Origin of the sequence: Endozoicomonas sp., from assembly GCF_051008435.1 — a bacterium.
In the GTDB taxonomy this organism is placed as follows: domain Bacteria; phylum Pseudomonadota; class Gammaproteobacteria; order Pseudomonadales; family Endozoicomonadaceae; genus Endozoicomonas_A.
Genome location: NZ_JBPCXO010000485.1, coordinates 1 through 10,680, shown reverse-complemented (window position 1 = coordinate 10,680; position 10,680 = coordinate 1). Strand labels below are relative to the sequence as shown.

General features: G+C 47.3%; 9 protein-coding genes. 2 read left to right on the top strand and 7 right to left on the bottom strand.

All coding sequences use genetic code 11. The features are described from left to right. Positions 1-175: 175 nt before the first annotated feature. From ACR2PX_RS23920 to ACR2PX_RS23905, 4 genes are all read right to left on the bottom strand, one after another. Positions 176-952, bottom strand: a complete 777-nt coding sequence (locus tag ACR2PX_RS23920; RefSeq protein ID WP_434001863.1) for an HAD-IIB family hydrolase — start codon at positions 950-952, stop codon at positions 176-178. A gap of 78 nt (positions 953-1,030) precedes the next feature. Continuing rightward, on the bottom strand, positions 1,031-2,317 hold the full coding sequence (locus ACR2PX_RS23915; RefSeq protein ID WP_434001862.1) for a TRAP transporter large permease: 1,287 nt from the start codon (positions 2,315-2,317) through the stop codon (positions 1,031-1,033). 159 nt (positions 2,318-2,476) lie between these two features. Continuing rightward, positions 2,477-2,971 (bottom strand): TRAP transporter small permease, encoded by a 495-nt coding sequence (locus tag ACR2PX_RS23910; RefSeq protein WP_434001861.1) that lies wholly within the window; start codon positions 2,969-2,971, stop codon positions 2,477-2,479. A 99-nt stretch (positions 2,972-3,070) separates the two neighbouring features. Then, positions 3,071-4,090, bottom strand: coding sequence for a C4-dicarboxylate TRAP transporter substrate-binding protein (locus tag ACR2PX_RS23905; RefSeq protein WP_434001860.1), 1,020 nt, complete (start codon positions 4,088-4,090; stop codon positions 3,071-3,073). Positions 4,091-4,307: 217 nt separating this feature from the next. Between ACR2PX_RS23905 and ACR2PX_RS23900 the strand changes: the two genes are divergently transcribed. Both ACR2PX_RS23900 and ACR2PX_RS23895 read left to right on the top strand, forming a co-directional pair. Further along, entirely contained in the window at positions 4,308-6,026 is a 1,719-nt protein-coding gene (locus tag ACR2PX_RS23900; RefSeq protein WP_434001859.1) for a hypothetical protein, read from the top strand. Positions 6,027-6,212: 186 nt separating this feature from the next. Beyond that, positions 6,213-6,950: a glycerophosphodiester phosphodiesterase family protein gene (locus ACR2PX_RS23895; protein WP_434001858.1), complete on the top strand. Its 738-nt coding sequence runs from the start codon at positions 6,213-6,215 to the stop codon at positions 6,948-6,950. Between the two features lie 58 nt (positions 6,951-7,008). Here ACR2PX_RS23895 and ACR2PX_RS23890 read toward each other — a convergent pair whose 3' ends face one another. The 3 genes from ACR2PX_RS23890 to ACR2PX_RS23880 form a co-directional block, all read right to left on the bottom strand. After that, entirely contained in the window at positions 7,009-8,721 is a 1,713-nt protein-coding gene (locus ACR2PX_RS23890) for a hypothetical protein (RefSeq protein WP_434001857.1), read from the bottom strand. Between the two features lie 359 nt (positions 8,722-9,080). Then, positions 9,081-10,532 carry a hypothetical protein gene (locus ACR2PX_RS23885; RefSeq protein ID WP_434001856.1) on the bottom strand — a complete coding sequence of 484 codons (1,452 nt, stop codon included), beginning with the start codon at positions 10,530-10,532 and terminating at the stop codon, positions 9,081-9,083. Further along, a partial coding sequence (locus ACR2PX_RS23880) for a hypothetical protein (RefSeq protein ID WP_434001855.1) occupies positions 10,496-10,680 on the bottom strand: 185 nt, incomplete at its 5' end. The genes ACR2PX_RS23885 and ACR2PX_RS23880, both read right to left, overlap by 37 nt.

The following is a 10,680-nucleotide window of genomic DNA, read 5'->3' as shown; positions in this document are numbered from 1 at the left end:
CTGATTTGGCCATTTTTTATGATTCTTTTCGTTGAATAGCTCGCTATTCGCCTCAAATAATCATAAAAACTGTCTCAAACCGGACTTTTCCTCGCTACGGTCGGCTAAGTCCGACAGACTCCTAGGAAAAAATAACCTGCTGTTCAAGCCTTCAAGCCTTCAAGCCTTCAAGCCTTCAAGCCTTCAAAGCCAGCAGAGCTTCAGTGAATTCTGCAAACCCATAGCCACCGGGCTGACTCATAACCACAGACGGTTTATGAGACAGTTTATCCCAGTACTTTTTGATGTTGGCCACACCCACAGACAGAGGTAAATACTCAAACATTTGCTGATCATTCATGGAGTCACCGGCATAGCAGGTCTTGGTCAGGATATCGCTCTGACTCAGACCTTTTGCTTCCAGGTATGCCAGTGAAGTAATCCGCTTGGAGTGCTCTCCGTACCAGGCATTAATATGGATTGAACTGGCTGTGGCATGAGCTCCCAGTTTGTGAATACGTGCCACAATTTCTTCAATGATCCCATGATCCACTTTTGGACGGTTCTGGCCAATATCAATCGCCACTTCACACAGTCGGTAGGACTGATCCAGGGTTAGATTCAGGTCAGGGTAGTCTTTCAGAATTTCCAGAACCTGTGTCTTCAGTTCTCCCTGCTTCTGACGAATTTCTTCCAGATCGCGATCCGCCTGGATAGTCAGAAACCCACCTTTCTTCTCGAGAATAAAAGCACCGTTCTCCCCCAGAACCACATTTACAGGCCATAGCTGAGCAATGTGGTCACACCATCCGGCACAGGCACCTGTCACAGCGATTACCTTAATGCCTGCATCCTGCAGCTTTTTCAAGGCAACCAGAGTTTCGGGTGGCAAGTGGCCTTCACAGGTCAGGGTATCGTCGACGTCGGTCAGCACCCACTCAACATGTTTCCAGTTTTGATTCAGTTCTGTCATCGCTGTTAGATAGCTTCTTGCAGTAATAATTCGTTCTTTTCATGAGTGAAGCACAATGCCTCACTCATGCCGGAAAAGTCAGGTCATCAGGTTAGGCAGGAAGAGCGCCACATCTTCGAAGAAAGTCAGGATCATCAGTACGGCCAGCAGAGCCAGCAGCAGTGGGTAAACTTCCTTTATAAAGTCGGTCAGACGTACTTTAAGAATTGAACAGACGGTAAACATCATCGAGCCGAAAGGGGGGGTTACGCCACCAATCATGATGTTGACGATGACAACAATACCGAAATGAACCGGATCGATTCCTGCATTCAATACAGCGGGCAGCAACAGGGGTGTCAGGATGATCATGGCTGCACCGCCTTCGATGAACATGCCAATCACCAGCAGCAGAGCATTAATGAGCAACAGCAGGAGCAGTTTGTTATCCGTCAGGTCAATCAGTGCTGAAGCAATGTTTTGTGGTATCTGCTCCAGAGTCATGTAATAGCCAAACACCATGGCACCGATGATGATGAAAATAACACTGCCGGTACCCTGTATGGTTTCTTTCAGAATGGCCGGGAAGTGGGCGATCTTCAGCTCTTTGTAGATGAACAGACCGACAACGGTACACAGCAGAACCGCAATAGCACCGGCTTCAGTCGGTGTGAACAAGCCAAAACGCATTCCCAGAATAATGCCAAAGGGAATCAGTAAGGCCGGTGTGGCTTTCAGAAAGTGCTGGAAACGTTCTCCGGCAGAAGCGGCCTTTTCACGAGATGGTTTATAACCACGACGCTTGGAGATAATGGCAATAACCACGATCAGGGCTGTGGCCATCATCAGTGCCGGGACGTAACCGGCAATAAACATTTTGTGAACAGAGACACCGGCCAGCAGAGAAAAAATAATCAGATTAATGCCGGGTGGAATCACTGGGCTGATGATTGAAGAGGCTGCCGTTACCGCCGCAGAAAATGCTTTGCCATAGCCTCTCTGGGTCATTTCCGGAACCAGAATCTTCGATTGCATGGCCGCATCGGCATTGGCGGAACCGGAAATCCCTCCCATAAAAGTACTCAGGGCTACATTGACCTGAGCCAGGCCACCCGTTTTGTGGCCAATGAGGGAGTCAGCAAACGACAACAGACTTCGACTGATGCCGGAGTAATTCATGACCGATCCCACCATGATAAAGAAGGGGATCGCCAGCAGTGGAAATGATTCCACAGAAGAGGTGAACTTCTGCATCACCAGGGTGACCGGGATGGAGTTGTTCAGAAACAGAAAATACGACATTGCCGCTGCAATGAGCGAGAAGGCAATGGGAATGTTCAAAAAAAATAGAACAAACAGGATAAATATCGGGATATAGCTTTCCATCAGATCACTTTATTCCAGTTAAGATGCCCATCGGGAGAAAAACGTGTGCCAGCCTTCTGTGATAATCAGGCGGTTCAGTAAAATGTTTTTCAAAATAATTCTGCAAAATTCGTTGCCTGAATAACTTCAGTGTTACAACGGTTCAGACTTGAAGTGGCTTCAGGCTTTTGCATTGCGCAAAGCGCGCATCTCCATTATTTCCTGGGCAATAAAGCGAAGGGTGTGCAGGCACATCATGCCAAAGCAAAGCAGCAGCACACTGTTGATGTAGAAATAGGACAGACCCATGACCGGAGTCGATTTGGTGGAGATCATCAGGTAGTCAAAACTCAGCCAGGTCATGATGGCATTAAGACCCAGCAGCAGGACCAGCACACACAGGCGAAAAGCAGGTTTTACGCTCTCCGGCAGCATGGCTACGATGACATCAACCCCCATGTGGAGCTTGTGCTTGTAACAGGAGCTGATACCTAGGTAGACCGCCCATACAAAGCAGATCACGGATAACTCTTCACTCCAGGGAACTACAAAACCAAAGCCGTATCTCAGAATAACGTTGATGATAACGACTAGAACGGTGACAGAGATGGCGGCTGAGGCCAGAATCTCTTCAAGGTTCTTAAACAGCCATGTGCCGATAAATGGTATTTGCATGGGCTCTCACAAGGTGGTTAATGAAACGGGGCGACTCAAATGAAAAAATGCTGCTTTCACATTTGAAAACAGCATTCCTTCGCTTGTGTGTTACCGGCCTTAGTTGGCGCTGGACTCACGGATTTTGGTGAGTTCTTTCATAATGGTTTCGTGAATGCCTTCACTCCAGCCCGGGAACTCTTCATAAACCCTGGAGGTCAGGGTGTTGAACTCAGTGGTATCGGCTTCGTTGAAAATAACACCTTCTTCTTTCAGCTTTTCGGTGTATTCAGCTTCCAGTCGAACCAGTTCATTGTTGTTAGAGAGAGCACCGGCAGAAAGCTCTTCATTAACGATGGTTTGCTGTTCAGGTGTCAGCTTTTGCCACAGTTTGGGAGAGATGTAGATACCCACTGAACCCAGGAAGTGCTTGGTCAGGGACATATTCTTGGCCACTTCGTAGATCTTGGTGGAGTACATGGTCAGTACGGAACCTTCCAGGCCATTTACGATGCCCTGTTGAACACCCGCGTAAGTTTCAGGGAATGCCAGAGAGGCTGGTGCAGCACCCATCGCCTTCAGAGTACTGATGAACAGCTGGCTCTGTGGAACACGGATACGCATGCCCTTGATGTCATCAGAGCTTTTGATTTCTTTGTTGGTGATCATATGGCGGAATCCGAACATGTAATCCAGATTCAGGACCTTGATACCTTTCTCTTCTGCCTGTTGTTCCAGACCTTTCACCAGGTCGGTCTGCATCATGGCAACGTATTCGTCATAGGTGTTGTAAAGCATGGGGCCAGCCAGAGCGGCAAAGTCCGGTACATAATCACCCAGGTAGGTCAGGTCTTCTACTGCAATCCAGTTTGCGCCGTTTACTACCTGCTCAAGGTTATCTTTATAAACGGGCAACTGGCCACCAGGGAAGACAGTGATGTTTACGCCGCCTTCAGTACGCTCACGAATTTTATCGGTCGCTTTTACCAGCTCCTGGGTCAGCAGCTCGTTAGGGCTAAAAACCAGGCTCATATTGATGTCGATGGGTTTTTGAGCAGTGCTTTCTGTAGAAGCACTCTCTTTGTTGCAACCAGTCAGTAAAATGCTGACGGCAACAATAGCTCCAATAAATTTTTTCATGATTCTGTACCGAAAAAATACAACTTAAAGTGAACTGAGCTAACTAATTTCAGCCGGGAGAATATAGCGTGACTATTTCAGTTTTATTACATTCCTGTCTATACGGTTGTAGTAATTGTTCATAGTTGAAAACCTCTATTTCATTTTTGTTAAAAGATTGCATTGCCAGTGACTTCTACAATACTTGCCATGTCCTCTTTTGCCTGAGGTGGCAGTTATGAAAAGGTCCTGGTTGTTTCCATTGTCCTGCTCAACGCTATTTGCTGTTTGTTCACCCTTGGTTATTGCTGCGGTTGAGACACTTCCTGCGTCAGGGCCCGCAAGCCCTACTTTCAAAAAGGATGAAGCTGATTCTGAATTGATTGAACCCGAACCGGAAAAAATACGAACGACGAAGGAATCTTCAAAAATAGATATGAGGGTTCAGGTTGAAACGGATGAAGGGCAGCAGTTTTTTAATATTCAATTGAATGAAGAAGATAGTGTAGGTCAACTTTCACATTTGATTCAAAAATGTGATTCTCAATCCATTGGTGTCACGGTCACCTATTCCACACTGAATGTTACCTGTCCAATGGATGGGGTTGATTATTCGGCTTCCAGTTTGCATCCCTATTTTGATCCTGGAGGTCGGCCTAAACCCTTTCCGGGTTCAAAGCCTGATATGCCTCCTCTGGACTTTTCCCAGCAAGGAATAGCAAAAACTTTTTTTGATGGTGAAATGTTCGGTGTGGTCGCTGACTCACTGAAAAACATCCTAGGTGACTCTTCTTCCGGTCCGATGTCGTACATAGTAAAAAACTTTTTCAGCGTGACTGACGGTGATGAACGTGTTCATCAGGTCCATTTAGAACCTGTTCAACAAAGTACTCAGGTTCAACTGAGTCCTCCTTCGGATCAAAATGTTCCGGGAGCTGTGACTCTTCAAGATAAAAATAAAGATGCGTCCCCTCCAACCTTTAACAAGGAGGCTCTGCCCAATAGGGAAAAAGATACGGATAACACCCCTCCACCGGGCGACGACAGACAGGATCCACCCGATGATAGAGACAGGGAAAGAGATCAAGATAGGGATCGGGATCGAGACAGGGAGGATAGAGATCCGGATCAGGATCGGGATGAAGAGGCTGATCCTCAACCCATTACCGAAGAAGACATTCAGAACCATCTGGAGCAGTTGTTTGCGTTTCTCAATGATGAACAACTCTTACAGCTGATGGCACTGGATCCAGATCCAGATCAGACCGATGGCAATGAGGACGTCGATAATCCTGCTGCGCAGAGACAGAACAGGCGCAGAGCCCTGGCCAGATACTTTCTTCGGCTGTTGAGACGCAGTAATCAGGAAGCCGCAGCGTTGAGTATGCCCGAATATACGCTTGCAGAAGTTGAGAATTTTTTACCTGTTCTGCCCCAGGTCGCTACACCTCCACAAGCCCTTGTACCGGTTCCAGTTCCTGTTGTTCCAGCACCCGAAGATCAGGCTGGGATAGGTCAGAACGATGAGGAAGTCGTGGTTGAAGGGGTCCTTCAAGAGCCAACGGCAGAAGACACTCCCGTCGCACCTGTGGTAGCTGAACCTAATACAGGTATAGGTGGCGCAACGCCTAATCCACCCACCTTTGTTCTGAGACATGCGGATGATGAAGGTGTTGAGGTGGCCGGTGAGGAAGTAGCCGAGCATATGTCCAACATGTTGGCGGAGATCAGGCAGAGACTGGAGGCGATGAGGCGAGCCCGTGAAGAGAGGGCGCGGGAGCAAACTGATGCCGAAGCCGCTGATGTTACAGATGCTCCAGTCGATCCGAGTACTAATGCAGCCATTAGTTTCCTGACTACGCTTCTTGGTTTTCTGGAGCCTCCTGATCAAGCATACTTACAGGGCCTTCAGCAAGATTTGGATCAGGCAAGGCTGGACCGGGAGCAGGAGCAGTAATCTAAAATGTTCATGTCCTGAAAATAGATTTTCATTAATGTTCGATTTCTGTTGATTGATGACAGGTTTGTCATAAATGTGAAATAATTCGCTGATAATGTGACTGAAACCCAATGGCTGCTCTGTTAGTCATTGGGTTTCTTCATTAAGGCAAGGCCAAATCCCTCTCTACAGAGTCCAGAAGTAATGGATATTTCAGTAAACACAGAGAGCCAGAAACTGTTGACGGCTCATCGTGGTATTCCTTCCCAGGCGCCTGAAAACACACTGTCCGGTATACGGCTGGCAGCACAGCTTGGTGCGCGCTGGATTGAGCTGGATACGCAGCTCAGCAAAGATCGGACACCAGTGGTGATGCACGATGAAACTCTGGATCGCACCACCAGTGGTTCCGGCCTGCTCAGGGAAAAGACACTGGATGAACTGAGAATGCTGGATACCGGTGAGTGGTATAAGCCAGAGTACTCCGGTGAACTGTTTCCAGTCCTTGAAGAAGTGCTGGAAGAGTGTAAGAAGCTGGATTTAACACTGAATCTTGAGTTGAAGCTCTATCCTGCCTGCGATCCTGCGGCTCTGGTCGAGCGAGTGATTGAATTGATTCAGGAAAACGAATTCCCACTGGAAAAACTGTTATTGTCCAGTTTTTCACGGGACGCATTAATCCGCTGTCGTGAGCTGATGCCTCAGTTGCGTCGTGGTTTCATCTCGGAAGAGGCGGATTTTGGTCTGAATGGCGTTCTGAAAGAGATTGACCCCTACAGTATCCACCTGGATCACCGTGTGCTGACCCCTGAGATCGCCAGGGACATCAAGGGCGCTGGAACGGTTCTGGCCATCTGGACCATGAATGAGCCAGAAAAAGCTGAGTCCTTCTTTAATATGGGCGTCGACAATATCATTACGGATATGATCGATCAGTTTTAATGGTGTTCAAGGTCGGGGTTTTCTTAACAATGAAATCCCACGGCCATCAGTATACTTTTTAAAAACTGACTAGCGCTGCCAGGCCGCTAAGAAGCATGACAATATAAGAGAGTAGCTGGATTGTGGCTGAGGAAATTGATGTTTCATCGGCGGGTTTTTCCAGTTCACTATATAAAGGATTACTGTCTTCTGTTGAAGTCTGGTTTCTGTCGTCAATCTGAGTAGCAGGCTCAGGTTGTGAAGATGCAATACAGCCCCCAATCAGATCAAATACCGGGTCTCCCTCCAGACTTCCTGAATCCTCGGTTGCACAAGGGTTAAAGGTGCTTTTACTATTGCCTCTACTGTCTTCAGAATAAGTATCCTGTAACACCCAGAGAATAGTTTCCCAGCTTCCCAAAAAACGATTGTTCTTCATGGTAATGCGGTTGTTGACGCAGTAGTCGAGGTAGCTGCTGCAGTGGGTAAAGATGCCGTCAACAATGATGTTACCTTCAGGGTTGCTCTGGCATTCCTTTATCTTGGGTTTGAGGCAATAATCCTTGATTTCTTCAGCTTCTTCAGCTTCTTCAGCTTCTTCAGTGTCATAACTCGACAGGGCTATAGGGCTGTCATTGCCAGTGCTGTAGGCGGACAGTTCATTATCATCCAGGGTAATGTCGGATGACCAGGTGACCATGGGGTAGCTGGTATCAGCAGCTGTAATATTGGATGAGACGAGCTGTACCTCGGAGTAATCGCTGTAGAGCAGGGTTCCGTTGGTGGTTGTTTGGGAAAGACTGGCATTATGCAATCGAACTTTTGAGAGGCTAAGAGCCAAAATCAATCCGGCATGATTAACCAGATTCTCTCCTTCTGTTCGACTTACTGTCAGGTTGTTGGCAAACAGTTTTCCACCCCGGTGCAGTTCAATGACCGATGTGCGGGTATCCACCTGGTTACCTTCAATATTAACGTCATACATCTCCACCTGAGCCTGGGCGATATAAAGTGCACCTACATAAATGCCACCATCGGGCGCGAGGCCGAAACCTTCATCCTGATGTTTTGATACCCCCCTTCCGCTGTTGAGCAGGGTCGCAGGCTGTTCAGAAGAAAGTGAGCAAAGGCCTATTCTGGGTGTGATGATTTTGCGAAGGCTCTCAGACCAGTAGTCATAATAAAGGACGACTGCATGAGTATTGTATTGGGCATTGGCAGGGAGTAAATAGAGCACGCCCAGTGCGTGATCCGGATTTTTATCCCAGCTCCATTCTTGCCCTGTGTAATCCAGCTGCATCCAGGTATCGCTGGAGTATGTGTCACTGAATTCTTCAACAACAGCCCAAAGGTCTTCTGTAGTGTCAACCAGAACAACCCGGGCATAACTTTCTGCAGAACAATGATTTTTTGCATATTCGAGTTGTCGTGATGTTGGTTGAGCACGCTGCTCTGGTTGTTCAGCATTGCTGCCGCTGCCTGGTTCTGGAGAAGGCCTGTCTCTCTTGGAGCGAGTGCTTGAAAGAGGGGGAGGGCTTTTGTCCAAGATAGGCGTGTGAATGATTATGTGACCTTTGCTTTCACAGGTTGTCGGTGATCGGGTATTTGCGCAAGATGTTTTTAGCTTGCTCAGGACGTCATTCTGTATTAACTCAATACTCTGAGGTGTATGAGGAATTAACTGAAGGTGTGTTCTTGTTTTTATTTCAGCGAATGCAGCAGAAACAAGAAGCAGGCAATGCACAAGAAAAACAATCGAACGAACAAGGGCACGGGTATTAAAAAGGCGCATGGTTCATTTCCCTTCTTCATTGGTGCCTTCAGATCATCAGGAGGATTATCTGAGCAAAGACTGCGTACTCATTCAGGATGTGAATTAGCTTTGCAATGGAGCTATTCATTTTTGCTGCAGAGAAAGGTGAAGATGAAGAGCCTGTGTTTAATAGGGTTTTAAATGTAGTTGAAGAAAGTGTGATTAGGTATTCATATTTAGAAACCGGTAAGAAAGTGATATGAGTTGATTCGAACTGCATGAGCCTTGCTAATACTTTTATCTGTCTTACTCCCCAGTGCGGGATGATTCAGAATAGAAAGGAATTGCCTGTGTAAAAGTGCATTCCTTATAGGTGGTTATATCGGGTTTTCTGTCTTTCAGAGATCAGCCCGCTCAAGATCGAACAGGTAAGGCACTGCGTCTGGTTTTCTGTTAAAGAATCCCTGAATACCCTCTGGCAGTTCTGAAACCACGGAGTCTTCATGTTTGTACCATTTGCCTTCATATTGCTCCAGTGTGACATAGTGACCTGATTCCAGTGTTGGGCCATCCAGATGTACGACGATGCTCTTTATTCTGAACGGATGGTTTTCCTCTTGATGGGTGCGGGTGTTGTAGACAGGCATGTTAAAGACGGGTGGATTGCCGAGCATAGCTCTGGATTCGCTGATCAGTTTTCTGCTTTGAAACACACCTTGTGCCAGCAGGTCTGGATCGGGGCCATAAACCTTGCATTGTATTTTCAGGCTTTTGAGTGCAGCAGGGTCAGGACTTGAAATTCTGTTGATGACTTCGGTGGGGGCTTCGTATGCGCCATGCCATCGATAATCCTCAATGACTTCACGAGTGTATCCAAAGCTTTGTGGCAGATTCTGATTTTTCCTTGCTTCGACAGGGTAATAAGTGTGAGCGCCACCCAGTCTTTCACTCTCGTCATCACTCAGCAGACTTTTGCTCTGTCTGAGCAGGGCAAGCTGGTGTGAAGGTTCATTCAATCCAAGCAGGTTCATCATTCCTGTAGCAAACTCATGGGCATCGTGTTGGGGTTGCCCACCTCTGGGGAGCAGGCGTTTCATTGAATCGGACAGGTCTTTGTCGGTCTGACGCCAATGTTGATTGGGTTTTGCGGCTGCCAGAGCTCGTGCTTTGACAAAAAAATCACTGTGCAGGTGATCCATGTTTTTTGGAGGGACAGATTCTCCGTTGCGAACCTTGAAGGTAGCTTCTGAAAGATCCGCAAAAGCGTTAGCGACAGCTGCTCGTTCTTTAATCATACCTTTGGATTTTTCTCTGATCTGTTGAAGGGTCAAGGCGTCCACTCCAATAATCAGTTGTTTCAGTGAGGCATTGGCAAAGCATTGGTTGCCACTGTTTCTGAATCCAGGCGTTTTGGCAGGGTAGGATTTGAACACGCGTGCGGATGGTCGAGAAGGTTGTCTGACATGAGCAGAAGCCTGATATAGCTCGGGCCTTTTTTGTCGGTGTTGATGCTCAACAAAACGACCCGCATCATCCAGATACATGTCGTTGTCGTACATATCATGCCAGTTGCTCTGGGATTTCTGATCGTCTTTATAGGTCGGTTTTTCGGCATTGTATAAAGTATCAAGAAAAGCAGCTTCTTCAGCAGGGTAGCCCCCCACCTTTGCCGCGATCAAAGGTAATAATTGGTTGAAGCGGCCTATGTGGGCCAGTGTCAGTGCACTGTTACCTGCCCATGTGCAGGGTTCTCTTAGTTGATCGGGCGTGTAGTGCCTGACCAGTTTGCAAGCCAGTTCTTCATTATTGGTTTTCAGTGCCAGTACCAGCGGAGTGTTGTTTCCCAGCATGCCGGGAATGGTGCTGACATTTGAATGTATAGGAATTTCAAAGCACAGGTAGAACACCTTTCGTCGTATAGTTTTGCCGGATTTTCCTGAGAAGCAGTCAGGCTGTTTTCCCTGATTCTAAAAAACATCAGTTTTACAGGTAATGCAC

Bases quoted from the DNA above. Each gene is read 5' to 3' on its own strand.
- ACR2PX_RS23900 (WP_434001859.1), top strand. From the start codon at position 4,308: ATGAAAAGGTCCTGGTTGTTTCCATTGTCCTGCTCAACGCTATTTGCT.
- ACR2PX_RS23885 (WP_434001856.1), bottom strand. From the start codon at position 10,532: ATGCTGGGAAACAACACTCCGCTGGTACTGGCACTGAAAACCAATAAT.
- ACR2PX_RS23895 (WP_434001858.1), top strand. From the start codon at position 6,213: ATGGATATTTCAGTAAACACAGAGAGCCAGAAACTGTTGACGGCTCAT.
- ACR2PX_RS23915 (WP_434001862.1), bottom strand. From the start codon at position 2,317: ATGGAAAGCTATATCCCGATATTTATCCTGTTTGTTCTATTTTTTTTG.
- ACR2PX_RS23910 (WP_434001861.1), bottom strand. From the start codon at position 2,971: ATGCAAATACCATTTATCGGCACATGGCTGTTTAAGAACCTTGAAGAG.
- ACR2PX_RS23905 (WP_434001860.1), bottom strand. From the start codon at position 4,090: ATGAAAAAATTTATTGGAGCTATTGTTGCCGTCAGCATTTTACTGACT.
- ACR2PX_RS23920 (WP_434001863.1), bottom strand. From the start codon at position 952: ATGACAGAACTGAATCAAAACTGGAAACATGTTGAGTGGGTGCTGACC.
- ACR2PX_RS23890 (WP_434001857.1), bottom strand. From the start codon at position 8,721: ATGCGCCTTTTTAATACCCGTGCCCTTGTTCGTTCGATTGTTTTTCTT.